Source organism: Flavobacterium sp. GT3P67, from assembly GCF_004349155.1.
GTDB classification, from domain to species: Bacteria; Bacteroidota; Bacteroidia; order Flavobacteriales; family Flavobacteriaceae; genus Flavobacterium; species Flavobacterium ranwuense.
The window spans coordinates 1-25,188 of the sequence record NZ_SMLF01000003.1 but is presented as its reverse complement, the minus strand read 5'-3'; the positions used below and the strand labels follow the sequence as shown (position 1 = coordinate 25,188).

24 protein-coding genes are annotated in these 25,188 nt (G+C 33.3%); 12 read left to right on the top strand and 12 right to left on the bottom strand.

Going from position 1 to position 25,188, the window contains the following annotated elements:
- Nucleotides 1-65 precede the first annotated feature (65 nt).
- The 8 genes from E0H99_RS06380 to E0H99_RS06345 all read left to right on the top strand — a co-directional run bounded on the left by E0H99_RS06380 (nt 66) and on the right by E0H99_RS06345 (nt 7,541).
- On the top strand, nt 66-1,154 hold the full coding sequence (locus E0H99_RS06380; RefSeq protein ID WP_131992666.1) for an LptF/LptG family permease: 1,089 nt from the start codon (nt 66-68) through the stop codon (nt 1,152-1,154).
- Nucleotides 1,141-2,022, top strand: a complete 882-nt coding sequence (locus E0H99_RS06375; RefSeq protein ID WP_131992663.1) for a DMT family transporter — start codon at nt 1,141-1,143, stop codon at nt 2,020-2,022. Before E0H99_RS06380 ends, E0H99_RS06375 begins: the two co-directional genes overlap by 14 nt.
- Before the next feature lie 121 nt (nt 2,023-2,143).
- Nucleotides 2,144-3,097 carry an acetyl-CoA carboxylase carboxyltransferase subunit alpha gene (locus E0H99_RS06370; protein WP_131992660.1) on the top strand — a complete coding sequence of 318 codons (954 nt, stop codon included), beginning with the start codon at nt 2,144-2,146 and terminating at the stop codon, nt 3,095-3,097.
- Nucleotides 3,098-3,237: 140 nt separating this feature from the next.
- A complete protein-coding gene (dnaB, locus tag E0H99_RS06365; RefSeq protein ID WP_131992657.1) occupies nt 3,238-4,782 on the top strand; it encodes a replicative DNA helicase in 1,545 nt (514 codons plus the stop codon).
- A gap of 242 nt (nt 4,783-5,024) precedes the next feature.
- A complete protein-coding gene (locus tag E0H99_RS06360; protein WP_131992654.1) occupies nt 5,025-5,423 on the top strand; it encodes a hypothetical protein in 399 nt (132 codons plus the stop codon).
- 110 nt (nt 5,424-5,533) lie between these two features.
- Nucleotides 5,534-6,058, top strand: coding sequence for a hypothetical protein (locus E0H99_RS06355; RefSeq protein WP_240723450.1), 525 nt, complete (start codon nt 5,534-5,536; stop codon nt 6,056-6,058).
- Nucleotides 6,059-6,066: 8 nt separating this feature from the next.
- On the top strand, nt 6,067-6,858 hold the full coding sequence (locus E0H99_RS06350; protein ID WP_131992648.1) for a sensor histidine kinase: 792 nt from the start codon (nt 6,067-6,069) through the stop codon (nt 6,856-6,858).
- A gap of 2 nt (nt 6,859-6,860) precedes the next feature.
- A complete protein-coding gene (locus E0H99_RS06345; protein ID WP_131992645.1) occupies nt 6,861-7,541 on the top strand; it encodes a response regulator transcription factor in 681 nt (226 codons plus the stop codon).
- 401 nt (nt 7,542-7,942) lie between these two features.
- Here E0H99_RS06345 and E0H99_RS06340 read toward each other — a convergent pair whose 3' ends face one another.
- Complete coding sequence (locus E0H99_RS06340) at nt 7,943-8,194, bottom strand: hypothetical protein (protein WP_131992642.1); 252 nt, start codon at nt 8,192-8,194, stop codon at nt 7,943-7,945.
- Between the two features lie 700 nt (nt 8,195-8,894).
- On the opposite strand from E0H99_RS06340, the gene E0H99_RS06335 reads away from it, so the two are divergent.
- Together E0H99_RS06335 and E0H99_RS06330 are read left to right on the top strand one after the other, a co-directional pair.
- On the top strand, nt 8,895-10,154 hold the full coding sequence (locus E0H99_RS06335) for an asparagine synthetase B (protein ID WP_131992639.1): 1,260 nt from the start codon (nt 8,895-8,897) through the stop codon (nt 10,152-10,154).
- A 66-nt stretch (nt 10,155-10,220) separates the two neighbouring features.
- Complete coding sequence (locus E0H99_RS06330) at nt 10,221-11,132, top strand: glutaminase (protein ID WP_131992636.1); 912 nt, start codon at nt 10,221-10,223, stop codon at nt 11,130-11,132.
- A gap of 243 nt (nt 11,133-11,375) precedes the next feature.
- Here the strand turns inward: E0H99_RS06330 and cphA are convergent, their stop codons facing one another.
- Complete coding sequence (gene cphA / locus E0H99_RS06325; protein ID WP_131992634.1) at nt 11,376-14,000, bottom strand: cyanophycin synthetase; 2,625 nt, start codon at nt 13,998-14,000, stop codon at nt 11,376-11,378.
- A 259-nt stretch (nt 14,001-14,259) separates the two neighbouring features.
- Here cphA and E0H99_RS06320 point away from each other — a divergent pair, with 259 nt between their 5' ends.
- Together E0H99_RS06320 and E0H99_RS06315 are read left to right on the top strand one after the other, a co-directional pair.
- Nucleotides 14,260-15,132 carry a cyanophycinase gene (locus E0H99_RS06320; RefSeq protein WP_131992631.1) on the top strand — a complete coding sequence of 291 codons (873 nt, stop codon included), beginning with the start codon at nt 14,260-14,262 and terminating at the stop codon, nt 15,130-15,132.
- Between the two features lie 74 nt (nt 15,133-15,206).
- Nucleotides 15,207-16,049, top strand: a complete 843-nt coding sequence (locus E0H99_RS06315) for an isoaspartyl peptidase/L-asparaginase (RefSeq protein ID WP_131992628.1) — start codon at nt 15,207-15,209, stop codon at nt 16,047-16,049.
- Nucleotides 16,050-16,080: 31 nt separating this feature from the next.
- Here the strand turns inward: E0H99_RS06315 and E0H99_RS06310 are convergent, their stop codons facing one another.
- From E0H99_RS06310 to thrS, 10 genes are all read right to left on the bottom strand, one after another.
- Entirely contained in the window at nt 16,081-16,884 is an 804-nt protein-coding gene (locus E0H99_RS06310; RefSeq protein ID WP_131992625.1) for an endonuclease/exonuclease/phosphatase family protein, read from the bottom strand.
- Between the two features lie 503 nt (nt 16,885-17,387).
- Entirely contained in the window at nt 17,388-17,678 is a 291-nt protein-coding gene (locus tag E0H99_RS06305; RefSeq protein ID WP_131992622.1) for a hypothetical protein, read from the bottom strand.
- A gap of 197 nt (nt 17,679-17,875) precedes the next feature.
- Nucleotides 17,876-18,007: a hypothetical protein gene (locus E0H99_RS17535; RefSeq protein ID WP_262711300.1), complete on the bottom strand. Its 132-nt coding sequence runs from the start codon at nt 18,005-18,007 to the stop codon at nt 17,876-17,878.
- Between the two features lie 121 nt (nt 18,008-18,128).
- Nucleotides 18,129-18,416 carry a hypothetical protein gene (locus E0H99_RS06300; RefSeq protein WP_131992619.1) on the bottom strand — a complete coding sequence of 96 codons (288 nt, stop codon included), beginning with the start codon at nt 18,414-18,416 and terminating at the stop codon, nt 18,129-18,131.
- 189 nt (nt 18,417-18,605) lie between these two features.
- Nucleotides 18,606-19,274, bottom strand: coding sequence for a response regulator transcription factor (locus E0H99_RS06295; RefSeq protein ID WP_131992616.1), 669 nt, complete (start codon nt 19,272-19,274; stop codon nt 18,606-18,608).
- Nucleotides 19,275-19,285: 11 nt separating this feature from the next.
- Nucleotides 19,286-21,004 carry an ATP-binding protein gene (locus E0H99_RS06290; protein ID WP_131992613.1) on the bottom strand — a complete coding sequence of 573 codons (1,719 nt, stop codon included), beginning with the start codon at nt 21,002-21,004 and terminating at the stop codon, nt 19,286-19,288.
- Between the two features lie 403 nt (nt 21,005-21,407).
- Entirely contained in the window at nt 21,408-21,752 is a 345-nt protein-coding gene (gene rplT, locus E0H99_RS06285) for a 50S ribosomal protein L20 (RefSeq protein WP_035633036.1), read from the bottom strand.
- 171 nt (nt 21,753-21,923) lie between these two features.
- Nucleotides 21,924-22,121: a 50S ribosomal protein L35 gene (gene rpmI, locus E0H99_RS06280; protein ID WP_022827375.1), complete on the bottom strand. Its 198-nt coding sequence runs from the start codon at nt 22,119-22,121 to the stop codon at nt 21,924-21,926.
- 115 nt (nt 22,122-22,236) lie between these two features.
- Nucleotides 22,237-22,794 carry a translation initiation factor IF-3 gene (infC, locus tag E0H99_RS06275; protein WP_369800971.1) on the bottom strand — a complete coding sequence of 186 codons (558 nt, stop codon included), beginning with the start codon at nt 22,792-22,794 and terminating at the stop codon, nt 22,237-22,239.
- 16 nt (nt 22,795-22,810) lie between these two features.
- Nucleotides 22,811-24,757 (bottom strand): threonine--tRNA ligase, encoded by a 1,947-nt coding sequence (gene thrS, locus E0H99_RS06270; protein ID WP_131992610.1) that lies wholly within the window; start codon nt 24,755-24,757, stop codon nt 22,811-22,813.
- Nucleotides 24,758-25,188 lie beyond the last annotated feature (431 nt).

Below are 25,188 nucleotides of genomic sequence, written 5' to 3'. Positions count from 1 at the left end.
TGATGTATAAATTAGGAGTTAGCGTGTAGCTCATAATTCATAATTCATAACTCATAATTTAAAATATGCTAACAATAATTGACAAATACATCCTAAAAAGATATTTAGCCACATTTACGGTGATGCTGTTGTTGTTTATCCCCATAGGAATTGTTGTTGACGTATCCGAGAAGATCAATAAAATGTTGGAAAATAAAGTTCCGTTTTTAGAGATTGCGCTCTATTACTACAACTTTACGGTTTATTTTGCAAATTCCCTTTTTCCGATATTTTTGTTTTTATCGGTGATTTGGTTTACCTCAAAACTGGCGAATGATACGGAGATTATTGCTATTTTAAGCTCCGGAATTTCATTCACACGTTTTTTAAGACCTTATATAATTGGCGCTTCCATTGTTTCTGTTTTTGTATTGCTAATGGGTTTCTTTGTGGTTCCTGCAGCGAGTGAAGGATTCAATAATTTTAGATATACGTACTTGAAAGGGGGCGGAAAAGAAGCGATGCGTGGTGATAATACGGACGTTTACAGACAAATTAGTGATAATGAGTTTATCTACGTAAACAGTTTTAATACAGAGTCTAAAACTGCATTTAATTTTTCGTTGGAAAAGTTTAAAAACCAGAAGTTAGTCCATAAAATTACCGCTTCCAGAATAAAATGGAACCCGAAAGATAGTACGTACACCATGTATGATTATACCAAAAGAACGGTGGGCGAACTCAATGATAAAATTGAAAAACTACCTGAAAAAAAGGCTGTTTTTACTTTTGATTTAGAAGATTTAACGCCAGTAGTTTACATTGCAGAAACCTTGAGCTTAGGGAAATTGAATGCCTTTATTAAAAAAGAAAAAGAAAGAGGATCATCCAATATTAATGTGTATTTGGTGGTTTTATACAAAAAATATAGCGTTCCGGTATCGGCATTTATTCTTACCATTATTGCCGTTGCAGTTTCGGCCATGAAGCGAAGAGGCGGAATGGGTACCAATTTAGCTATTGGAATTGCATTGGCTTTTGCCTTTGTATTTTTTGATAAAATCTTTGGCGTATTGGCCGAAAAATCGAGTATTCCACCCATGTTAGCCGTATGGTTGCCTAATATTGCTTTTGGAATTTTAGCCATTTATTTATTACGAAATGCAAAACGATAAATTAAAAAGTTATTTAAACCTTCATTTGATCGTTTTTATTTGGGGTTTTACCGCCATTTTAGGAGCTTTAATCACCATTACAGCCGATGCTTTAGTTTGGTACCGCATGGTTTTAGCAGGGCTGTTTTTAGCCTTGTTTATTGCATTCAAAAAAATATCATTTAAGATTCCTTTAAAATCGTTCTTGAAATTGATTTTTGTGGGACTGCTGATAGCCTTACATTGGATCTTTTTCTTCAAAGCCATTCATGTTTCTAATGTATCCATAACACTATCCGTTTTTTCGTTGGGAGCCTTTTTTGCTTCTATATTAGAGCCTGTTTTTTATGGCCGAAAAGTACTTTGGTACGAAGTGTTTTTTGGTCTTATCATTATTGCTGGTTTGGCATTGATTATGAAGGTCGAAATTAACTATTTGGAAGGAATGTTATACGCCTTGGCATCTATCCTATTAGGTGTTTTGTTTACGTTAATGAACGGAAAATTGATAGAAAAGCACGAACCTTCAGTGATTTCTTTTTACGAATTTCTGGCAGGTGTTTTCTTTATTACCATTTACTTTTTGTTCCAACAAAAATTCACCGCTGACTTCTTTATTCTAACGGTAAATAATTGGATTTTAATACTGATTCTGGCTTCCATTTGTACGGCGTATGCTTTTACGGCATCAGTAAAAGTGATGCGGAAATTAACGCCGTATACCGTAATGCTGACCACAAATTTAGAGCCGGTATACGGAATTTTTTTGGCGTACTTTATCCTTGGCGGAAAAGAGAAAATGAGCTTTGAGTTTTACATCGGCGCACTAATAATAGTAATCACCGTAATCCTGAACGGAGTTATAAAACACTATCAAAAGGACAAATAAGAATAGCTTTCTCAACCTTTTGAGAAGCAAATTTTTACACATAAATATAAAATTTACCTTTTTGAACGATTTAAAATTTTATATTTGCGGTTCCAAATAAAAACAAAAACGCAAAAATCCTATGGAATATTTAGATTTTGAGCTTCCAATAAAAGAACTAGAAGAACAGTTAGATAAATGTCTTATTATTGGTCAGGAATCGGATGTTGATGTAACGAATACTTGCAAACAGATCAACAAAAAATTAGAAGAGACTAAAAGAAAAATTTATAAAAACTTGACTGCTTGGCAACGTGTCCAGCTATCAAGACATCCAAGCCGTCCGTATACGATGGATCATGTGCGTGCTTTATGCGGTGATACTTTCTTAGAACTTTTTGGAGACAGAGGTTTTAAAGATGACAAAGCCATGATTGGCGGTTTAGGAAAAATTGACGGACAATCGTTTATGATTGTTGGTCAACAAAAAGGATTTAATACAAAGACTCGTCAGTTCCGTAATTTCGGAATGGCAAATCCTGAAGGATATAGAAAAGCATTGCGATTGATGAAAATGGCAGAGAAATTCGATATTCCTGTTTTGACTTTGATTGACACTCCCGGAGCCTATCCTGGATTGGAAGCAGAAGAACGTGGACAAGGGGAAGCTATTGCCAGAAACATATTTGAAATGATTCGTTTAAAAGTGCCTATCATTACAGTAATTGTTGGTGAAGGAGCTTCTGGAGGAGCATTAGGAATAGGAGTTGGTGACAAAGTATACATGATGGAAAACACTTGGTATTCTGTTATTTCACCAGAATCGTGTTCTTCGATCTTATGGAAAAGTTGGGAGTATAAAGAACAAGCAGCCGAAGCATTAAAATTGACTTCTGCTGATATGAAAAAACAAAAATTAGTTGATGATATTATTCCAGAACCTTTAGGTGGAGCACACTATGATAGAGAGACTGCTTTCAAAACGGTGGAGCAATATATCATGAAAGGTTTTAATGAATTAAAAGACTTATCAACAGAAGAATTAATAGCCCAAAGAATGGATAAATACAGTAAAATGGGTGAGTATAAAGAGTAAAATCTTACAAATCAATCTTTAATCCGAAGCCTTACCGTTTCGGATTTTTTTTTGGTTATAAACAAAAAATAGTTACTTATGAACAATTATTTGTAACAACTCAATGACAATATTTTTTTAATTTTTGCTACTTTCGCTCCATGGAAAACTTCAGAAATATAAACCCTGTAAATGTAGATAAAACAACAATTATAAGCTTAGAAAAAGGGAAATTGCCTCCTCAGGTTCTCGATTTAGAAGAGGCGGTGCTGGGTGCCATGATGATTGACAAAAAAGGGGTTGATGATGTGATTGACATTTTACAACCAGATGCTTTTTATAAAGATGCACACAAACATATTTTTGAGGCTATTGTCCAGCTGTTTACAGAAACACAGCCTATTGACTTATTAACCGTTTCTGCCCAACTTAAGAAAAATGCAAAATTAGATTTAGCAGGCGGCGATTTTTACTTAATTCAACTAACACAAAAGATTTCCTCTTCGGCGCATATTGAATTTCACTCCAGAATTATTTTACAAAAATTTATTCAGCGTAGTTTGATTCGAATATCTTCAGAAATTATAGAAGAATCCTATGATGAAACAACAGATGTTTTTGATTTATTGGATAGAGCCGAATCTAAATTATACGAAGTAACACAAGGAAATATTAAACGAAGTTCCGAAACAGCGCAGAGTTTAGTGTTACAAGCCAAAAAAAGAATCGAGGAAATTGCCGGTCAAGAAGGACTGAGTGGGGTTGCGACAGGTTTTGATAAATTAGATAAGATTACTTCGGGCTGGCAACCAAGTGATTTAATTATTATAGCGGCAAGGCCAGCAATGGGTAAGACAGCCTTTGTATTGTCGATGGCACGAAATATGGCGATTGATTACGGAATGCCAGTTGCCTTGTTTTCTCTGGAGATGGCATCGGTTCAGTTGATTACCCGTTTGATTTCTTCTGAAACAGGTTTGTCATCAGAGAAATTACGTACCGGAAAACTGGAAAAGCATGAATGGGAACAATTGAGCACCAAAGTTAAGAATTTAGAAAAAGCACCTTTGTTTATTGACGATACACCATCATTGTCTATTTTCGATTTAAGGGCTAAAGCAAGACGTTTGGTTTCGCAACATGGTATCCGAATTATTATTGTCGATTACTTGCAATTGATGACGGCTGGTGGAAACGGAAAAGGAGGAGGAAATAGAGAGCAGGAGATTTCTACGATTTCCCGAAACTTAAAAGCATTAGCAAAGGAATTAAATGTTCCGGTTATTGCCCTTTCTCAATTGTCGCGTGCGGTGGAAACCCGTGGTTCGAGTAAAAGACCTTTGCTTTCTGACCTTCGTGAATCGGGTGCGATTGAGCAAGATGCTGATATTGTATCGTTTTTATACCGTCCTGAATATTACAAAATTGACGAGTGGGATGATGATGAAGCCTCACCAACTGCAGGGCAGGCAGAAATAATGATTGCCAAACACCGTAATGGTAGTATTGAGAACGTTAGACTAAAGTTTATTGGACATCTGGGAAAATTTGATAATCTGGAAGATTTCAGTGGCGGTTATGATGATTTACCATCGAGTATGAATCAGGAAGATAATCCTTTTATCACTAAAAATCTCCCGTCAGCCAACGATGCTTTTGGAAGTAATTTGAATGATCCGGATGATGATAGCGATGTTCCTTTTTAGAATACTATCACTTTTTTGAAATACCATTGAAGCCTACGTTTGTAGGCTTTTTTTGTAACTAAAATTCATGTTCAATTCTTCTTGGTAGATTATTGGAACTCTCAAAACTGGTGGCATTTATTTAGTGTGACATTTTTTTATTTTATATATAAACCTTTTCTTCATAAAAGCACAAAAAAAACAGTAATTTAGCTCCTCTCTCTCTTAACGGAAAAGTGGTATAACCAAAAAAACTAAACACTATGTCAGAAGAAGCCACAACAGGAAATAATGCAAATGGCGTTGCAAAAAAAGTAAATACTATTCCGCTAATAGAGGCACAAAGATGGGCCAAACGATGGACCAAAAAAGAAGGGAACTACAACAAACACCATGAATTGCATGCATTCTTAATCCCAAAAGTAGATTTGATCGAAGTATTAGCCGAAGGAGTAGATGCCGTAAGAGCCTATATTGGTATTGATGATCATGGAGTGGAGAAACTAATGATTGTGGGTACGAAATACGATCCTGTAACAAAAATTTATGTAGATATGATTACCGTTGGGGTGGGGAATGCGACTGCCGAGCAGGATGATATTTATGATTTTACAAGACCTTGTCCAACTGACTGTGATCCTAGTAGTCCTTTACTAACATAGTATTTATGAATCAAATATTAGCATATATTGGATATTTGATTTTATTATTGAATTTAATCCTTTTTTTTATAAGTTTTCCCAATCAAGGGAAAGCTTATAAATTTTTTGTTTTGTATTTAGGATTAGTTTTTGTCGTTCAAATTTGGGCTGAAATTTTGATTCAACAAAAGTGTAATAATTTGTTTTTATCACACTTTTATTTTGTTGGGCAATTTGTCATATTAAGTCTTTTTTATGAAAAAATTTTAAAAGAAGAGTATCAAAAAAGGATTGTAAAGATAGGATTTATTATCGGTTTGTTAGTCCTAGCAATTCAGTATTCCACTGATGTCAGCTTGTTTATTAAATTTAATTTATTCGAAATATTCCTCACTTCTTTTATTCTGATCGTGTTTGCGAGTTTTCATTTTTATAATTTATTGAATGAAAAAAAAGAATTCTATTATATTAATATGGGAATTCTCATGTATTTATGCGGTAGTACCATTTTATTTCTTACTGGAAATTTGGCAATTATGTTGCATTCAAAATTTAATAAAATGCCGTGGATTTTGAATAGCTTTTTGTATATTATTTATCAAGTGTTTATACTGGTCGAATGGAAAAAGAGTTTTTCAAATAAGATACGTCAATAATAAAAGTGATGAAAATAAATCTGGCATACGAAAAAGAAATTGTTGCAATCATTTTGTATACTTCGGCATTTTTTATAATAATGTCAGTGGTTTTAGTCTTATTTTTTTATTTTTCGAGAAAGAAAATTATCCAACAGGAAATAGAAAAAAAAGATTTAGAAATCCAGTATCAAAAAGAGCTTTTAAGTGCGGTAATTATTACGCAAGAAGAAGAACGGAAACGAATAGCTCAAGATTTGCATGATGATATCAGTTCTAAACTCAATATAGTTTCACTGAATTCTCATTTGTTGACAACACCAAATTTGTCCGAAAACGAGATTAATGAAATTACGGCTAATATTATTAATCTTACGGCGAAAGCTTTAGATAATTCCAGAAAAATTGCACATGGTTTATTGCCTCCCGTTTTAGAAAAATTTGGGCTTGATGCAGGTGTGGAAGAATTGTGTTTGGAATTTAGTAGTTCCAAAGCTGTCACAGTAAATTATGAAAATAGAACGCAATTTGCTATTGCTGATAATGACAGGCATTTGCATGTTTTTAGAATTTTACAAGAGCTTATGAATAATTCACTCCGTCATGGAAAGGCCATTTCTATTTCTATTCTTTTTGAAGAAAAAAATGGATTGAGAAGTTGTCATTACACGGATAACGGAATTGGTTTTGACATGAAAAATGATACCAATAAAAAAGGTCTTGGAATGAAAAATATAGAGAGCAGAGTGGCCTTTTTAGATGGCAGTATCACTATTGATTCCGCTGTGAATAAAGGAGTTTCAGTAGTTTTTAATTTTTAAAAATGAACAAAACTATAAAAATAATATTAGTGGATGATGAAATTCTCTTTAGAAAAGGAATTTCTTTTTTATTGGGACGTGAAACAAATATTGAAATTGTTTTTGAAGCTTCTAATGGTGATGAATTGATTTCTTTCCTCCACAACAATAAAAATAATCACCCGGATATTATTATCATGGATTTGAAAATGCCAGTAATAAATGGAGTTGAAGCCACAAAGATTATTCATAAAGAGTTTCCTAAACTTAAAATTATAGCTTTAACGAGTTATGATTCGAAATCTTTTGTGGCTAATATGATAGCAGTTGGAGCAGTTTCTTATCTGATAAAGAATGCAACACCCAAAGAATTGTTAGCCACCATAAATGGAGTGGCTGCAAAAGGTTTTTATTATACGGATTATGTGATGAAAATTATTCAGGAATGTGCGGTCTCTCCCAATAAAATATCGAAATCCAGATTTGATGAGGAACATTTGACCAATAGGGAAAAAGAAGTGCTGTTGTTATTATGTAAACAATATAACAGTAATGAAATAGCCGAAAAGCTATTTATCAGTTCCAGAACAGTAGAAGGGCACAGAAATAATTTATTATTGAAGACGGAATGTAAAAATATTGCAGGATTAGTGGTTTATGCTATACAAAACGAGATTGTGACTCTTGGGGATTTATTAGAATAAAGAAATTTCCAGTTCGTTAGTTTATAAGCTGAAATATTTATCAAGAAAAAAAGACAGAAGAGACTGCTCAAAAATTAATTTTGAGCAGTCTCTTCATCATAGTTTTTTAAAAGACAGCTGCATTATTTTTTAATCTGACCGTCTGCATATACTACAATAGTGTGTGTTTCATTTTCTTTCTCTATTTTAATCTTGTACTGTTTTTTTGTAACCATGCCATTTTTTTGAGAAAAAAAATACGTGTCCTGTGTAACTACCCAACCTGGGAGCTCTTTTAGAATAGAATGCATAACGATAGCAGGTAGTTTTATGTTTTTATATTTTTCATCTACGCTAATTAATTTTTGATCTTCGCTATATAATGCGAGAATAGTACCTTTTTTGCTTTCCAGATCAAGTCTTTATATGGGATTTTCTCCATTGTTTTTTAGAATAGAATATTCTACAAATTTTTTCTGAAGTTCTCTTACTGCTGCATCGGGATGTTTATCGGTTAAATATACATATGAAACTTTCCCGTTTGTTTTTATAACCATGCCAGGTAATCCTTCTGTTTCCAGATTTCCATTTTCAAAATCACTAAGCATATTGTCTTGACTGTATGTTGCATTTGTAAAACTTACCAATAACAACGTAATAATAAATGTTTTCATGATGTGTGGTATTAATAAAAATGTTTTGTAAAATGATATTTCGGTATTCATTTTTCCTTATAATCAGTTGTTCCAATAGAAATGATGATTGGATAAACCAAATAATGCAATGGTTTCTTTATAAAGGAAAATGGAATCGATTTTTAGGCTTTGTCCCTATTTTTTACGCTTTTATAAAAAGATGGAATTAAGGCCTATTTTAAAAAATAGAGTCATAGGCATTTTGTTTTATGGATTAATAAAAAAGCCAATAGTAATGTTGGGTAGGTTTTCTCAATGACTTGGAGTGGGGGACCAAGATTCAAGGTGTCATGACTTTTTAACGCTTGAATATTTTAACTATATTTGAAAGAGCTATTGTATAGTTTTGGAGCTATAGCTTATTTCAGGAGTAGGATTTAAAAAATTTAAATTTTACTTTAATGGTTTTTTAACAAATGTCAATTTTTTTAAAATATTGAAAATTAAGAAAGAATAAATTGAATAGAAAGTACATAATACACAACGAGTATTACGATTAATAGGAACAAGCCAATTCTTTTTAAAAAAATTTTAAAAGGCTGATTTTTTTTTCTCTCTTGTATAGCATTATTATTCATGATCTTCATATGTCTTAATATATTATTCAAAGCTAGCGACTTCGAACAGTGTATAAATGCGTATTTTTACCTGTTTTTATAGCTAACATAGATTTATACTTATGTCCAAAAAAATATTGTATTCGTTTTTTTTTCTGTTATCAATAACAGCTAAGGCTTCTTTTATTTTGTTGCCAATGGATGAAACGAGCCAGCAAAATCATCTGAAAGCATACGGAATAACCTATTGGTGTTTAGATAAAAATTACAAAGCCAGTTGGTTACTTAACTATCGTGGAGGTTCCTTTTTATTGCCTGATGCTGAAGAAATTAGAAAAGAATGTCAAATTAGAGGAGTAAGTTTTGAGGTCATTTCTGATGGAGAAGAGTTAGCCATTTTAAATGAAATATCCAGTCCTTCCCAAAATATGGAATCTGTTGTACTGGAAAAAGCACCTAAAATTGCTGTTTATACTCCTAAAGGAAAACAGCCTTGGGACGATGCGGTGACTATGGTGTTAACGTATGCTGAAATTCCTTTCACACCAATTTATGATGAAGAAGTTTTAAGCGACCAACTATTACTTTATGATTGGTTGCATTTGCATCATGAAGATTTTACGGGACAATACGGTAAATTTTACGGAGCTTATAAAAATGTACCTTGGTATATTGAGCAAAAGAAAGAAGCAGAATCACTGGCAAGTAAATTAGGATTCCCTAAAGTGTCTCAAGAAAAAGTCGCTGTTGCTAAAAAAATTAGAGACTTTGTTATAGGTGGTGGATTTATGTTTGCCATGTGTTCCGCAACGGATAGTTTTGATATTGCTTTGGCAGCGGATGGTGTGGATATTTGTGAAGCTATGTTCGATGGGGATCCGAGTCAAGGAAATTACCAATCAAAAATGAATTACAGTAATTCATTTGCCTTCAAAGATTTTATTTTAGAAAGAAGACCGGAACAATATGAATTTTCAGATATTGATATGACTTCGAAAAGAAGAGTTCCTATGGAGAAAGATTATTTTACATTAATGGAATTTTCGGCAAAATGGGATCCAATTCCAAGTATGCTGTGTCAAAATCATACCCAATTAGTAAAAGGATTCATGGGACAAACCACCGCTTTTGATGTTCCTTTAATTAAATCTAATATTCTGGTGATGGGTACTTGCGAGGTTAATGGTGAAGCGCGTTACATTCATGGTCAAAAAGGAAAGGGGATGTTCACATTTTATGGTGGACATGACCCAGAGGATTTCCAGCATCAAGTAGGTGATCCTCCTACGGTGTTGGATTTGCATCCTAATTCGCCGGGGTATCGTTTGATTTTGAATAATGTATTGTTTCCCGCTGCGAGAAAGAAAAAATTGAAAACGTAAAAGATTTAGGATTTAATCTTTCGCCTGCGCTCAGGGTAACAATTAATATTTACAATTGATAAGGCAATGAACTACGAGGCTATTTTACAAGAAGTATATCAAGAAGCAAAAATGATTCCAACTATTGGAAACGTTTCCACTTCAATTCCGGAATTGTCAAAAGTTGATCCTGATAAATTTGGGATACATTTGACAACTATTGATGGAGAAGATTATGGAGTTGGGGATTGTAATGAAAAATTTTCTATTCAAAGTGTCTCCAAAGCGTTAACGGTTGCATTGGCATTTTCCTTTTTGGATGAAAAAATATGGGAACGAGTGGGAGTGGAACCTTCTGGAAGTGCTTTCAATTCCTTAGTGCAATTAGAATATGAAAAAGGTATTCCTAGAAATCCATTTATAAATGCAGGCGCAATAGTTATAGCAGATATGCTTGTGAAACATTTGAAAAATCCAAAACAAGATTTTCTGGATTTTATAAGATTGATTTCTGGAAGTCCAACTGTTGATTTCAATTTTAAAGTAGCGCAATCTGAAAAAGACTTTCGTTTCAGGAATGCTGCTTTGGCAAATTTTTTAAAGTCGTTTGGGAATATTACAAATGATGTAGAAACGGTTTTGGATTTTTATTTTTATCAATGTTCCATAGAAATGACATGTAAGGAATTAGCCCATGCTTTTTTCTTTCTTGCGAATGAAGGTAAAACCAAATCAGGGGTTCACGTTTTGGCGCGAAGTCAAGTAAAAAGGTTGAATGCTCTTATGCAAACATGTGGTTTTTATGATGAGTCGGGAGAGTTTACTTATAAAGTAGGATTACCAGGAAAAAGTGGAATTGGAGGAGGCATCGCTGCTTTGTATCCGAAAAAATTTGTAGTTGCCACTTGGAGCCCACGCCTAAACGAGAAAGGAAATTCAGAGTTAGGAATGAGTGCATTGGAATTATTGACCACTAAAACGGGGATGTCTATTTTCTAAAATGTTTTTGTTTCAGACAGTAATTTTTGGCCTGATGGCAGTGGTAACCTTTTTTACGTCAGTTCGAGTTCGCTTGAAAAACGAGTATCGAGAACAAGTGAAAAAGATATAACGGACAGCTCGAGTCAAGCGAAGCGAACTGACGAAGTTATAGCTATTGAAAAAGTCATTGGTAAAATAAAAATAGTTTAATTTCAAAAAAAGCTACCTGTTACAGTAGCTTTTTTCATTTAATGGGGAAAACTACACGATTCCGTGTTCGTTTTCTTTGTCTAAATATTCTTGTACAATATCGATAGCATTGGTAACTACGTCACTCAATGCAGTGATAAAACTTCCTTCTTCGGCACAATTTATGGCATGTTTTATCGCCTCAGTTTCTTTAGGAATAATTTCATACGTTACAGTTTTACCTGAATTCTTAATTCCATCAAGGATTAAATCAATGATTTCCTCTTCGGTTCTTCCTCTCAGGTATTTTTCTTGTCGGATGATAATATGGTCAAACATTCTGGCGGCTATTGAAGCGCATTCTCTAATGTCTTCATCACGACGGTCACCCACACCAGCAATAATCCCAATTTTTTTGGTAGCCTCAACACTTTGTAAATATTCTTCGACACCTTTATAACCGGAAGCATTATGAGCAAAGTCAATCAATACTTTGAATTTTTTAAACTCAAAAATATTCATACGACCTGGAGTTTGTGCGGCACTTGGAATAAAAGTTTGTAATGACAAACTGATATCTTCGGTTTTAAATCCCCATAAATAACTCGCTAAAGTAGCAGCAAGTACATTGGCAATCATAAATTTTGCTTTCCCGCCTAATGTTAATGGAACATGGGTGGCGCGTTCGATCCGGATTTTCCATTCCCCTTTTTTGATGGTAATGTATCCGTTTTCATATACCGCAACTGTTTTTCCTTCGGCACAAAGTTTTTTGATAAAATCACTGTCTTCACTCAAACTAAAATAAGCGACATTGCAATTCAAATCTTGGCCTATTTTTATACAATGTTCATCGTCACCGTTTAAAACTGCCCAGCCGTCTTTCTTGATGCTTTTTACAACCGTGGCTTTTACTCTGGCCAAATCGTCTAAGGAATGAATGTCACTTAAACCCAAATGATCTTCCTGAATATTAGTAATAATTCCAATATCACAACGGCTAAAGCCCAAACCGGAACGAAGGATTCCACCTCGAGCCGTTTCTAAAACTGCAAATTCCACCGTTGGATCTCTCAAAACATATTCAGCACTGATAGGTCCGGTAGTGTCGCCTTTTTCCATCATATGGTTTTGAATATAAATCCCATCTGATGTGGTGAATCCCACTTTGAATCCATTATTTTTTACAATATGAGCCAAAAGTCGGGTGGTGGTAGTTTTTCCATTTGTTCCCGTAACTGCGATTATAGGAATGCGACACGATTTTCCCGGAGGATACAACATGTCAATTACTGGCGAGGCAACGTTTCTTGGCAATCCTTCAGAAGGAGCAAGGTGCATTCTAAAACCTGGAGCCGCATTGACTTCCAGAATTACGCCGCCATTTTCTTTTAACGGTTGTGTTAAATTCTCCGCCATAATATCTACACCACACACATCGAGTCCAATTACTCTTGAAATTCTTTCGGCAAGAAATATATTTTCTGGGTGCATCATATCGGTAACATCCACAGAAGTTCCGCCAGTACTTAAGTTTGCAGTAGATTTTAGGAATACAATTTCACCATTTCTCGGAATGGTTTCTAAAGTATAGCCTAGTTTTTCTAATAAATCTTCGGTGTCTCGATCGACATCTATTTGAGTTAATACATTTTCATGGCCATAACCTCTTCTTGGATCCAGATTAGTTGTTTCAATTAATTCCTGAATAGTGTCTTTTCCGTTTCCTATTACATGTGCAGGAACACGTTTTGCAGCAGCAACTAATTTATTATCAATTACCAATATTCTAAAGTCAAATCCGGTAATGAATTTTTCTACAATGATTCGTTTGCTGTATTCTTTGGCGAAAGCCAAGCCCGAAACGGCATCTTCCCAATTAGTAACATTTATTGAAGCTCCTTTTCCATGATTTCCATCCAATGGTTTTAATACGATAGGGTAACCAATTTTTTTTATAGTCTCAGCCAAATCCTCTTCGTCTACACAAATGCTTCCACTGGCAACAGGAATTGAGGCCATATCCAACATTTTTTTAGTGAGCTCTTTATTGCACGCTATGTCAACCGCAATACTACTGGTTTTACAGGTGATTGTTGCCTGAAAACGCATTTGGTTGATTCCATATCCTAATTGAACCAAAGAATTTGTTCCCAATCGTATCCAAGGAATATTTCTGGAAACTGCTTCCTCAACAATACTTCCGGTACTTGGTCCTAGACGAACACGCTCCCGTATTTCACGCATTTTTTGTAAGTCGGCATTCAAGTCATAGTCTGTTCCAGCAATTAATGCTTCGGCAATTGCTACAGAAGATTCTGCGGCAAAAAGGCCCACATTTTCTTCGGTATAACTAAAGACGACATTGTAAGTTCCGGGAGTTTTGGTTTCTCGGGTTCTACCGAAGCCCGTTTCCATACCTGCCAAAGATTGTATTTCAAGGGCAATGTGTTCAATAACATGTCCCATCCAAGTGCCTCGTTCCACTCTGGAAAAAAATCCGCCGCGACAACCTTCTGAACAACGATGTTCAATCATCGTAGGAAACATAGCTTCGATACGTTCTCTAAATCCATCTATTTTGTTAGTTGGAAACTGTTCCATTTCTTCCAAATCCAATCGCATTTGGATTAATTTTTTTCTTTGTATGCTCCAAATATTGGGACCACGAAGTGCTTGTACTTTAATTATTTTCATAAAACGAATAGATTATTTTTGAACTAAAAATAGATGCGTGATAACTTAATTTGAATACAATAGATTCTAACTTATAAAAGAACTGATTATGAGAGGATATTCTTTAAAAAAAAGAATAGAATAGAACTAAAGTAGTTTTTTAAAAATAGGAATCAAAATTTATAACCTTAAAAATAAACAATAAACATTGAGTTTGTGATAATTAAAAAAAAAGGCGTACTTCAATAGCTTCTTTTATCTTTTTAGTTATTTTTACAAAATGAATATACTAGGAAAACTAATAATAATAGGTGGTGCGGTAGATAAAGGAAGTTTTACTGAAACTGATTTGGATAAAAATGCAACTAACAATTTAAACTTTTTTGAAACTGGAATTTTAAAAAGGATACTAAACGAATCAAAACACAAAGAAAATTCACGAATAGAAATCATTACAACTGCTTCAATTATTCCACGCGAAATTGGCCCAGAATATGTTAAGGCTTTTGAATATTTGAATGCTAAAAATATAGATATACTTCATATCGAAAGACGGGAACAAGCAGCAGAAGAGGAAGTTTTGACTCGATTAAAAGCGGCAGATATTGTTATGTTTACCGGTGGCGATCAATTGCGATTGACTTCCATTCTTGGTGGGACACCATTTCATGACATTTTATTGGATAAATACCACAATGAAGAATTTATTTATGCAGGAACTTCAGCAGGAGCTGCAGCGGCCTCTAATAATATGATTTATCAAGGCAGTAGCTCAGAAGCTTTATTGAAAGGTGAGGTGAAAATTTCAAGTGGATTAGGCTTAATTGACAGAGTTATTATCGATACCCATTTTGTACAACGCGGGAGAATTGGCAGGCTTTTTCAAGCTGTTGTTGGGAATCCAAGAGTTTTGGGAATAGGACTTGGAGAAGATACCGGTTTGTTGATCACCAATAATGTAGAGATGGAAGCAATAGGTTCCGGGTTGGTTATTTTGGTAGATGGCCGTGAGATTAAAGATACCAATTTGACGAAAGTAGAATTAGGCCAGCCGATATCAATCTCACATTTGGTAACGCATGTCATGAGCAAATTTGACACCTACAATCTAGAAACCCATAAAATGCACATTCAATCTTCACATTACGTATAATTTAATTAGGTTTTGGGTACTTAGTTTAGGGCTTTAGTCTAATATCCAACACTCAACACTTAATTCCCAATACTATGAAACTAATCATACATGGAGGTTTTTTTTCGGAATCATCCACCAATCACGAAACAAAAATTGCCAAACAAAATGCATTAGAACGAATTGTAAAAGATTCCTATGCGTTTTTAAAAACACATTCAGCATTAGAAACTGTTGTTTATGCAGTTTCACTTTTGGAGGATGATGAATTGTTTAATGCAGGAATTGGTTCCCAAATTCAAAGTGACGGAAAAATCAGAATGAGCGCCGCAATTATGGATGGAGAAACCCAGAAAATGAGCGGTGTCATCAATATCGAAGAAGTGAAAAATCCTGTTCAGGTGGCTCAAATATTGATGCAATATGATGATAGGATTTTAGGTGGAAGTGGAGCAACTAATTTTGCAAGAGAAAATGGTTTTGAACCTTTTTCGACTGAAATTCCACAACGTCGCGTTGAATATGAAGCAAAGTTAAAATCATTAGGAACCGGAACTGTGGGTTGTGTCGCTTTAGATACAAATGGGAAAATTGCTGTAGCAACTTCAACAGGAGGAAAAGGTTTTGAAATTCCTGGACGCATTTCAGATTCTGCAACGGTTGCGGGAAATTATGCCAATGCATCTTGCGGAGTGAGCTTGACAGGAGTAGGTGAGGACATTGTGAGTAATGCTACCGCTGCTAAAATTGTGACTCGCGTTACAGATGGTTTTACATTACAAGACGCCTTTATTAAAACTTTCAACGAATTAAAACCTTATGATGGTTTTGCGGGTGCAATTGCTATTGACAACCAAGGAAATATATTTCATAAGGATTCGCATCCCAGTATGGTTTTTGCCAGTTTTGATGGAGATAAATTTGAGGTTTTCGATTAGCCTTTAGTGTAATCGATACCTATTTTTGAGATTAATTTAAAGAGAATTCAAACCAAATAGGAATATGATCGGATATTATTCTGGCTTCTTTTAGGGAATTAAAATTTTCATGAAAAGGGATAATTCCCGAATTCAGAGTTTTTATTTTTGAAGTTTTGTAATACATATTGTCAAATTCAGAAGCGAGACATTTACCATTTTTACATTCTTGTTTCAAAGAGGTTTTCTGGTTGACCAAAATCGATTGATACCCCATTTCTTTCAAAGGATTAAAAACCGTGTGTGATTGCGGACAATTGAAATCACCTGCAAATATTAAATTCAAGTTGGGATATTCATCGGGTAAAAACTTGAAGTATTTTATCTCTGTTTCAGGTTGTTTATTTTTAGTAATAGCATGAAAATTAACGACAGTAAATTGTTTATTTCCATATTGAAACGTACAGAAATAGGGTTCTCTATCAATCTTTAGATGGTATTTTTTTTCGAGCCAGGCTCTCCCTATTTTCTTGACTTTACTCGTTTTCCAAATAAAGGCATAACGTTCCGTTTTGTAAGCACTGCTGCTGGTCGGATCACTAATTACATAATCCCATTTGGCTCCTTTTCGATTGAGTTCATCACCTAATCGGGCTACTGCTTGGGCACCACCATAACCCGCTACAACCTCTTGAATCGCAATGATATCATAGTCACGAAGTGTATTGGCTATGTAGCTTATCGTTTCATCGGATTTAGATTTTCCAAGGTTTTCTATGTTCCAAGAAAGGAGTTTGGTTTGGGAGAAAGTAACGGAGGAAATAAGTAAAAGTAGAAGTGAAAAGAGAGGTTTCAATTTGGGGATTGTATTTTAAAGTTTTTTAATTAAAGAATAACGGAAATTACCGATCAATAATTGTTTGAACCTCATATTTAATTATGAATTTAGAATATTTTGTTTGATTTTTTTCGGTGATATTCCTCTTTATTTCTTCTCTTTCTAAGACAGGTGTGATGGCAAAAATAGTGAATTAACTCTGAAATTTCTGTTATGTAATTTTTTAGTTTTTGAATTTAATAAATTAATGATTCTTCCTTTTGTTTTAAAGCTAAACCATAAAAATAAAGCATCATTTTACGATTTTTTTATTTTCATCTCCTTTTCCAAATTTTATATACTAAAAAAATGATACAGATTGAACCCAAAAAAATTATAGCTACATGTGCTGAAAATAACAGATTGGATTTCAAAATAATTGACGACTTCATTGATTTTTTTTTTTTTAATTTGTGTAAAACTACCTACTAAAAAGAATAGTATTTTACGGTTTTCCTCATTTGGATAAAAAACAGACTATTTTATTCAAAAACAGTATTATGAGTTTTTGTGTTATTTTTTATGTAGATAATTTTCCCTTTTCGATGTCTGGAAAAATGTTTGACTGGGCGTTGCTTATCAGAAAGACCTATTGTGGTTTGTATGGGATCATCAAATTTATTTAATGGATGTTTGTTTTGATTATTCATTTGTTGCTTTTCATTCGCATCATATTTATTTTGTGTATCTCTTTGTTTTTCTGGTTGTTCTTTTGAGGAAAAAGAGAATAATGCTATGAATAACAAGAGTCCTAGAAGTATAATTTTTTTCATTTATTTTTGAAGAATATATTAGTTACAACATGCATTCTCTATTTTTTTCGAATTTTAAAAACTTTTGTAAGTTGCTTTTTTGTTAATAGTTCTTTCTTTATTCCTTTATTCAGTTTTTTGCTTAATCTTTCAGACTTTACTTTCAAATATGGATATTTTGATAATGAAACGCTATTCCCTTTAAGAGATTTTTTATATTACATAAGATACTCTTTGACATAATTATTATAGTCATTGAGTTTTTCATCCCATTTGTCTAGAATTAGTTCCTCTTTATTTTTTTCGGGTACGTTCAGAATGGATTTAGCTTCGTTTTTCTTCATGACCACAATTATTTTTTTAAAATCACTTGGATTTTTTATCTCATCAAAAGTAAGTTTGATAAAGGAGATTGCCTTACGGGAACCCGTAAACGATCAAAAAAAAGAAATGCATTGAAATAAAAGACTATTATAGTTTTACCCAATTACTTGCAATCCAGTCTAATAATTGAGATCTGTAGATTTCGTTTTCCAAAGAGGGATGTTGTAAAAAGCCTTCTGCTTTTTGAAAACTTGCTTTAGTTTGAGGAACTTTGTATTTCTTTAAAAACTGATTACAGAAATGTATTACTTCAAATTCTTCTGTTTTATCAACATAAACCCTATCAAGAACTTCGATAGTTTTAGGGTAATCGTCAGCATCTATTGTTTGCGAATATCCAGTAAATGCTAAGTCCTCTCTCGTGAAATCTGCCATTTTATATGATTTTAAGTTTTATTGGCCAAACCTAATATCTTTAGAAATCATTTCTTTACGGGAAACCGTAAAAGAGGTAATTATTTTTTTAAATAATAGCATTCAATTTCTAAGATTTGAAATTGTTGGTTTTCTTAAACGGATTCTATGATTGTTGTGCCGTTTTTTATTGGAGAGAAACAGAAACTATTATACTAAACCTAAATCTTTGGTAATGGCAATAAGATGTACATTATTACTGGCTTTGAAGTATATTTTTAATCTGTTGATTCGTTTTTCGAGACTACTACTGCCATTTGGAATGATTCCAGAGTCTTTAAATTCCGATGAAATATCCTCAAGAGTTAAACCTTTAGATAATGATCTCAAAAGTGAAATGTCATAGGATTCAATTTCAAAAAGGGATTTGTCTCTTAATGCATGAGATATTTCAGATGATGGTTTGATTTCTTCATTGTTATAAATGCGTTGAATCGCTTTTTTTAGCTCAGGAATGCTATCTCTTCCTTTAGATACATAGGCATTAATTTCTAAGTTATTGAATAATGATTTTATTCTAAAGGATTTGTCTTCTATAGAGAATACTATTGTCTTGATATCAGGTTGTACTTTTTTTACTGCCTCAATTAGTTCTTCACCAGAGCCGAGCTTGTTTTCTCTATGGTCTTGTTTAAATGACAAATCACTAATTAATAAGTCATAAGGCTGATTGTCATGAAATGCTTTTTTTATTTTTAAAAATGCATCATCACAGTATTTGGCATGATGAATTTCTAAGATAGAAATTTCCTCTAGAGCTTGAATAACTGCTATACTGATACTGTCTAAATCTTCGGCTACTAAAACTTTATGAAACATAGAATCGTATATTATATTGGAATAATAAATTGCACTTTAAATCCTTTATTAGATTTAGTATCAAAAGTAATTATTCCTTTTATGGCCTGAATACGGTTTTCCACATTTTGGAGCCCATTTCTCGAATTTAATTGTTCTAATGTTGCTCCGGCCCCGTTATCAGTATAATCTATTTGTAATTTGTTTCCTATTTTTTTAAAAGTTAAAACAACTAAACTGCATTTGCTGTGTTTTTTCATATTGACTAACAATTCTTGGATAACACGATAAATGATGATTTTTTTGTTACTATCTAATGCCATCCAATTGATTGAATCCATTCCATTAGTTATCACATTTACTTCCTGTGTATTAAACCCGGACATCATTTCTTTCAAATCAGATATAAATAAAGGCCCGGTTTGCATAGCATTATTTTCTCGGGATATATTTCGTGTCCTTGAATAAATGGTGTCTAGATTGGAAATCAATATTTCTTTATTATGATTTGTGGATAAATCTTGAGTTTCAGCAAAAGCCATAGTTTGATAAACATCATTAGCTAATTCATCGTGAAGTTTTTTAGAAATCCGAATTTCGGTATTATAAGAAGCTTTGATCTTTTCTCTTTTATTTCTGGCTAAAAGTAAATTAGTTATAAAAACACTTATTATAGTAATGGTTCCCACAACTAAATATAAGATTAAATTTCTCTTTTTTTGATGTTCTGATTGAAGTATTTTTTGGGCTCTTAGTTTCTGATTTTCATCTTTTTCTTTTTTTGAATCGTATTTTATTTTGGCAAATTGATTCTTAGCCTTTTGTCTCACTTTATTTATACTATCATTGATATGGAGGTATTTCAGAGAATATTCTTTGGATTTATTTCCAGTATTGAGTTCAATTAATAATTTTAAGCTAAGCAATCGACCTTCAATATTGTTTAGCTTTGTTGCTTTTCCATAAGTTATTAGGGCATAATCTATAGCTAAATTTGGATTATTTTTTTGATAAAATTTAGAAAGATTGTGATAACTTGAAATCAGTCCCCAGTCATCCTTTCTTTGCGTTCTTATTTTTAAGGATTGATTCAAATAATTAATTGCTTTTGAATCACCAACTTTAAAATAGGAATAGCCTAAATTATCGATTACCCTCGAAAATGATTCGGGATTATTTAAAACTTCTTTTTTGAAAGTTAAAGGTTGTAGAATTTTTATTGCGGTATTATAATCTTCCTTTTCCATAAATACAGCAGCAATGTTATTTTTTATATCTGATTTTCGAAGTTCATCAGTTTTTAAATTTAATGCTTTATTGTAGTAATAAAGAGCATTTTCATAATCATATACATATAAATAATTTATACCCATTATGGTATAAATATTCCATTTATATTTGGGATTTGTAGTTTTTTCTAAAAAAGGAATCGCCTCCATAGCGGTAGTTTCACTACCAGAATAATCCCCTTGGTTTTGTTGAATAGTAGCTAAATTTGATATTGAATAGATGATTTTAGAAACATCTTTTTTTTCATCACAGGCTGATTTAGCTTTGTTGAAATAATAATAGGAACTATCATATTCTGATTCCTCAAAATATTTGTCTCCTAGGTCAACCAGTCGGTCAATTTCAGCTGTATTATGTTTTTTATTGGGATTGTTTAGCGTCTTTTTTTCACAGGAGTGAAGTATTAAAAAGAAGAACAATGATAAAAAATAAACTATGGTGTGTAACTTTTTTAGAATCATTTCTCGAAAATACAGAAATTAATTAAAATACTTAATATATCTCCTAAGCAATTTAGAGTATAGTTTTAGAAGAAGAGCTAGAGTTTTCAGTTTCTATGTGTCAATTAAATTATTCTTAGTGTTTTAAATGGTTACATTGTTTTAATTTCTTTAGTTAAAACTTTATGAAACATAGAATTGAGTATTATTTTGATTATTTTTAGCAGATGATATTGGGACAGTTTCATCTCCAGATTTACATCCTGTAACTGATAAACCATTAAAACCTATTACGCAATATATTATTGATAAATATCTAAAACAATAGTATTATTTAAAACTAAATTTTAAAAACAAAAAAACCCCAATCTTTCGATTGAGGTTTCTATATAAGTAAGTAATCTAAATTGAGTTGATAAAACGTTTATTTTACTTTATTAAGTACTGCTTTGAAAGCTTCTGGGTGGTTCATAGCTAAATCTGCAAGAACTTTACGGTTCAATTCGATTCCGTTAGCTTTTACTTTACCCATGAATTGTGAATAAGACATTCCTTCCAATCTAGCTCCAGCGTTGATACGTTGAATCCATAAAGCACGGAAATTTCTTTTGTTCACTTTTCTGTCACGGTAAGCGTAGCACATTGCTTTCTCTACCGCATTCTTAGCAACTGTCCAAACGTTTTTACGTCTACCAAAGAAACCTTTGGCTTGCTTCATTATTTTTTTTCTTCTTGCTCTTTTAGCAACTGAATTTACCGATCTTGGCATAATTTTGATGTGTTTTTGTAGCAGGCGGCTTGAATTTAATCAAAAGCACTTAATGGCCATACTCCAAGGTTATTTTAAATTGTTTTAACCTAAAGATTATTTAGTCAAAAGTTATTAAAGTCGAATGTCGAAAGTCTTTAAGACCTTTGAGTTTTCAACGTTAAGACTTAATTAAATAATTCTTAATTGTTGTTTGATGCTTTTCATATCTGTTTTGTGAACTAGCGCTGAGTGTGTCAAAGCTAATTTACGTTTTTTAGACTTTTTAGTCAAGATGTGACTTTTAAAAGCATGCTTTCTTTTAATCTTTCCAGAACCAGTAACTTTGAAACGTTTCTTGGCGCTAGATTTGGTTTTCATTTTAGGCATTTTTTCCTAGTGTTTTAATTTATTCTTACTTACTATCTTTTAGTCTAAAGTTTAAAAGTCTAAAGTTTAAAAGTCAGCTTATGACTTTCGGCTTTATGACTTTCGACTTTAAGACTTATTTCTTCTTTTTCGGAGCAATGAACATAATCATTCTCTTTCCTTCAAGAACTGGCATCGCTTCCACTTTACCAAACTCTTCAAGATCTGTTGCTAGTCTCAATAATAATATTTGACCTTGATCTTTATAGATAATCGAACGCCCTTTAAAGAAAACAAAAGCTTTCAATTTAGCTCCTTCTTTCAAGAACTTCTCAGCATTCTTTCTCTTAAATTCATAATCATGCTCATCTGTTTGAGGTCCAAAACGAATTTCCTTAACGACTACTTGTGTAGATTTCGCTTTCAGGATTTTATCACGTTTCTTTTGCTCGTAAACAAATTTCTTGTAATCCATGATTTTACAAACCGGCGGATCAGCATTTGGTGAAATCTCAACTAAATCCAATTCAAATTGATCAGCTAATCTTAAAGCTTCCGAAAGTTTAAAAACTCCAGGCTCAATATTTTCACCTACAAGTCTTACTTCTTGTACACCACGAATAAGGCTGTTTATTCTGTGGGCATCTTTTTTTTCTACGCGAGGTTGGTAACCTCTGTTGCTTCTTATTGCTATGACTTTATAATTTAAGTTAAACTGTAAATACTTTTAATGTTTTATTGATCTCTTCATTTACAATAGCAGCAAATTCTTCTATTGTAACGCTGATATTTCCTTTTCCTTCCTGCCCATGACGACGGATAGATATAGTGCCATTTTTCTCTTCTTCCTCGCCTACGATCAACATAAACGGGGTTTTTTGCATTTCGGCATCCCTAATTTTCTTACCTATAGTCTCGTTTCTGTTGTCAATGAGGGCGCGAATTTCGTGATTTTCTAGCAAATCTAAAACTTTTTTCGCATATATTTCATATTTCTCGCTCAAAGACAATATTATAGCTTGTTCCGGCATTAGCCAAAGAGGGAAATTTCCTGCTGTATGTTCTAATAAAATCGCAATAAATCGTTCCATAGATCCAAAAGGTGCTCTATGAATCATCACAGGTCTATGTAATTCGTTATCAGATCCTTTATACGTCAAATCAAAACGTTCTGGTAGGTTGTAATCCACTTGAATCGTTCCTAATTGCCATTGTCTTCCTAAAGCATCTTTTACCATGAAATCCAATTTTGGACCATAGAAAGCTGCTTCGCCGTATTCAACAACAGTATTCAATCCTTTGTCGGCAGCGGCATTGATAATGGCATTCTCTGCTTTTTCCCAGTTTTCATCGGTACCTATATACTTATCTCTATTTTCTTTATCTCTCAAAGAAATCTGAGCTGTAAAGTTTTCAAATCCTAATGAACCGAATACATATAGTACCAAGTCAATTACTTTCTTAAACTCTTCATCCAGCTGTTCCGGAGTACAAAAAATATGGGCATCATCTTGAGTAAAACCTCTTACACGAGTCAAACCGTGTAATTCACCACTCTGTTCGTATCTGTAAACTGTACCAAACTCAGCATAACGTTTCGGTAAATCTTTGTATGACCAAGGACGTACATTGTATATTTCGCAGTGATGAGGGCAGTTCATTGGTTTCAATAAAAACTCTTCTCCTTCAGCTGGAGTACTTATAGGTTGGAAACTATCGGCACCGTATTTTGCATAATGTCCTGAAGTTACATATAATTCTTTCTGACCTATATGTGGCGTAACCACTTGCTCATATCCGCCTTTTTTCTGTGCTTTTTTCAAGAACTGTTCTAGGCGATCTCTCAAAGCTGCTCCTTTAGGCAACCACAATGGCAAACCTGCGCCTACTTTTTGTGAAAATGCAAACAGTTCAAGTTCCTTCCCTAGTTTTCTATGGTCACGACGTTTTGCCTCTTCCAGTAATTCCAGATATTCAGTTAGATCCTTTTGTTTAGGAAACGAAGTTCCATAAACACGAGTCAACTGTTTGTTTTTTTCATCACCACGCCAGTAGGCTCCGGCAACACTCATGATTTTCATTGCCTTGATAATTCCGGTATTTGGAATATGACCACCACGACATAAATCAGTAAATGTATCATGATCGCAAAACGTAATTGTCCCGTCCTCAAGATTGGTAATCAGCTCTGTTTTGTAAACGTTGTCCTTATATAGTTCCAAAGCTTCAGCTTTAGAAACTGGGCGTAGTTTAAATTCATGCTTGCCTCTTGAAATTTCAAGAATACGATCTTCGATTTTTTTAAAGTCGGCATCTGTGATTTTCTGGTCTTCAAAATCTACGTCGTAATAAAATCCATTAGATATTGCTGGTCCAAGAGTTAATTTTATCCCAGGATACATTTCTTCAAGAACCTGCGCCATTACGTGTGAAGTCGAATGCCAAAAAGCTTTTTTTCCGCCTTCGTCATTCCATGTATATAATATAAGACTGCCGTCCGTCGTCAAAGGAGTTGTTGTTTCCACAGTTGTACCATCAAAAGAAGCCGAAATTACATTTCTGGCAAATCCTTCACTAATGCTCTTGGCAACATCCATAGGAGTTGTCCCTGGAGCAAATTCTTTAACTGACCCGTCGGGCAAAGTAATCTTAATCATTGTTTGTTATTTTAAGAATGCAAATATAGACCATTACAAAAATACATACAATATATATGTAAGGTTTGTTACTATATAGGTGTAAAAACAAAATAGGTACACATTATATATAGGTAAAGAGCAAATTTTTTTGTTTAGGAGCTATTTCCCGCTATTCGTTACAAATGAAATTCACTGAAGTCTAATAAAAATAAAAGTATAGTGAAGTAATTTTTTCTTTCGTAAAAGAAACGAGAGAGAAAAATTTTCACTGTTGTCGGGGCTAGGAGAGTGGTTTTGGTTAGTTATATTTCGCTTAAATCATCCGTAATGCTGCGTAATTGGGAATATTGAATAAAAAGGAGGATAAAGATAAAGGATACGTATGTATAGTATAGAGTTGATAAAAGGAGGATTTGGTGTGTTTTTCGGTTCTTCTTTTTAATTTAGTC

What these genes read in the sequence shown, in the direction of transcription:
- E0H99_RS06380 (WP_131992666.1), top strand. Translation starts at nt 66, where the DNA reads ATGCTAACAATAATTGACAAATACATCCTAAAAAGATATTTAGCCACA.
- E0H99_RS06370 (WP_131992660.1), top strand. Translation starts at nt 2,144, where the DNA reads ATGGAATATTTAGATTTTGAGCTTCCAATAAAAGAACTAGAAGAACAG.
- E0H99_RS06290 (WP_131992613.1), bottom strand. Translation starts at nt 21,004, where the DNA reads ATGATTCTAAAAAAGTTACACACCATAGTTTATTTTTTATCATTGTTC.
- dnaB (WP_131992657.1), top strand. Translation starts at nt 3,238, where the DNA reads ATGGAAAACTTCAGAAATATAAACCCTGTAAATGTAGATAAAACAACA.
- E0H99_RS06375 (WP_131992663.1), top strand. Translation starts at nt 1,141, where the DNA reads ATGCAAAACGATAAATTAAAAAGTTATTTAAACCTTCATTTGATCGTT.
- thrS (WP_131992610.1), bottom strand. Translation starts at nt 24,757, where the DNA reads ATGATTAAGATTACTTTGCCCGACGGGTCAGTTAAAGAATTTGCTCCA.
- rplT (WP_035633036.1), bottom strand. Translation starts at nt 21,752, where the DNA reads ATGCCAAGATCGGTAAATTCAGTTGCTAAAAGAGCAAGAAGAAAAAAA.
- E0H99_RS06330 (WP_131992636.1), top strand. Translation starts at nt 10,221, where the DNA reads ATGAACTACGAGGCTATTTTACAAGAAGTATATCAAGAAGCAAAAATG.
- rpmI (WP_022827375.1), bottom strand. Translation starts at nt 22,121, where the DNA reads ATGCCTAAAATGAAAACCAAATCTAGCGCCAAGAAACGTTTCAAAGTT.
- E0H99_RS06335 (WP_131992639.1), top strand. Translation starts at nt 8,895, where the DNA reads ATGTCCAAAAAAATATTGTATTCGTTTTTTTTTCTGTTATCAATAACA.
- E0H99_RS06315 (WP_131992628.1), top strand. Translation starts at nt 15,207, where the DNA reads ATGAAACTAATCATACATGGAGGTTTTTTTTCGGAATCATCCACCAAT.
- E0H99_RS06340 (WP_131992642.1), bottom strand. Translation starts at nt 8,194, where the DNA reads ATGAAAACATTTATTATTACGTTGTTATTGGTAAGTTTTACAAATGCA.
- E0H99_RS06320 (WP_131992631.1), top strand. Translation starts at nt 14,260, where the DNA reads ATGAATATACTAGGAAAACTAATAATAATAGGTGGTGCGGTAGATAAA.
- E0H99_RS06305 (WP_131992622.1), bottom strand. Translation starts at nt 17,678, where the DNA reads ATGAAAAAAATTATACTTCTAGGACTCTTGTTATTCATAGCATTATTC.
- E0H99_RS06345 (WP_131992645.1), top strand. Translation starts at nt 6,861, where the DNA reads ATGAACAAAACTATAAAAATAATATTAGTGGATGATGAAATTCTCTTT.
- E0H99_RS06350 (WP_131992648.1), top strand. Translation starts at nt 6,067, where the DNA reads ATGAAAATAAATCTGGCATACGAAAAAGAAATTGTTGCAATCATTTTG.
- cphA (WP_131992634.1), bottom strand. Translation starts at nt 14,000, where the DNA reads ATGAAAATAATTAAAGTACAAGCACTTCGTGGTCCCAATATTTGGAGC.
- E0H99_RS06300 (WP_131992619.1), bottom strand. Translation starts at nt 18,416, where the DNA reads ATGGCAGATTTCACGAGAGAGGACTTAGCATTTACTGGATATTCGCAA.
- E0H99_RS06360 (WP_131992654.1), top strand. Translation starts at nt 5,025, where the DNA reads ATGTCAGAAGAAGCCACAACAGGAAATAATGCAAATGGCGTTGCAAAA.
- E0H99_RS06295 (WP_131992616.1), bottom strand. Translation starts at nt 19,274, where the DNA reads ATGTTTCATAAAGTTTTAGTAGCCGAAGATTTAGACAGTATCAGTATA.